The following is a 654-nucleotide window of genomic DNA, read 5'->3' as shown; positions in this document are numbered from 1 at the left end:
AACTAACTATGATCTACATGATTGCCAGCCCGGCGGGTTCCATACTGAAATCCATATGAAACGTCGAAGAGCCTCTAAACATAGCATATATGTTGCTGTTTATTGCTTAGTCCATAATTCTATCAGTGGATTTTTACCTGCCTGTCTCCAGAGCCACCAGATGCCGGCGCATGGATGACGGAAACCGAGATTTCCTGTCAAAACTGCTGGGGTGGCTCACGGTTTTTCCAGCGCGATCGTGGTAACTTTATGCTGTAAAAAAACCAGGTCATTCCTCTACGCAGCTTTGAGGCCTTAGTCATGATTCAACGCCACTCCGCATACAACACCCGCTCCCTCCTATCCCGCGCAGCGGCCTGTCTCCTCATCCGCTGCCAGCCATGGAGAGCGAAGCGAAGGCTGGTAGTCCCCAGTAGCCGCGAGGCCGCACTGTTTTCCCGGCGTGCCTTGCGCCAGAGGGAAAACAAAGTAGGCCTCCGAACGCGGCGTCCAGTCATATGGGAGCCAAGTACGGAGCAGCAACGAGCTTGCGAAGTTGTTGCGTAGTGCTTGGTGACCAGGACGGCTGGGGCACAAATAGGTTGTCAAAGGCCGAGTTGATTTTGGGGACTGGGATGTCCCAAAATCTATCACGAGGTCGAAGACACGCTTGCT

General features: G+C 53.1%; 1 protein-coding gene. It reads right to left on the bottom strand.

Annotated elements, in window-relative coordinates; genetic code table 11:
• Positions 1 to 339: 339 nt before the first annotated feature.
• Positions 340 to 633, bottom strand: a complete 294-nt coding sequence (locus ACOCD2_RS24505; protein WP_294032123.1) for a hypothetical protein — start codon at positions 631 to 633, stop codon at positions 340 to 342.
• Positions 634 to 654 lie beyond the last annotated feature (21 nt).

The organism is Thiolapillus sp., from assembly GCF_048562965.1.
Lineage (GTDB): Bacteria > Pseudomonadota > Gammaproteobacteria > Chromatiales > Chromatiaceae > Thiolapillus > Thiolapillus brandeum_A.
This window is presented reverse-complemented; position numbering and strand designations above follow the sequence as displayed.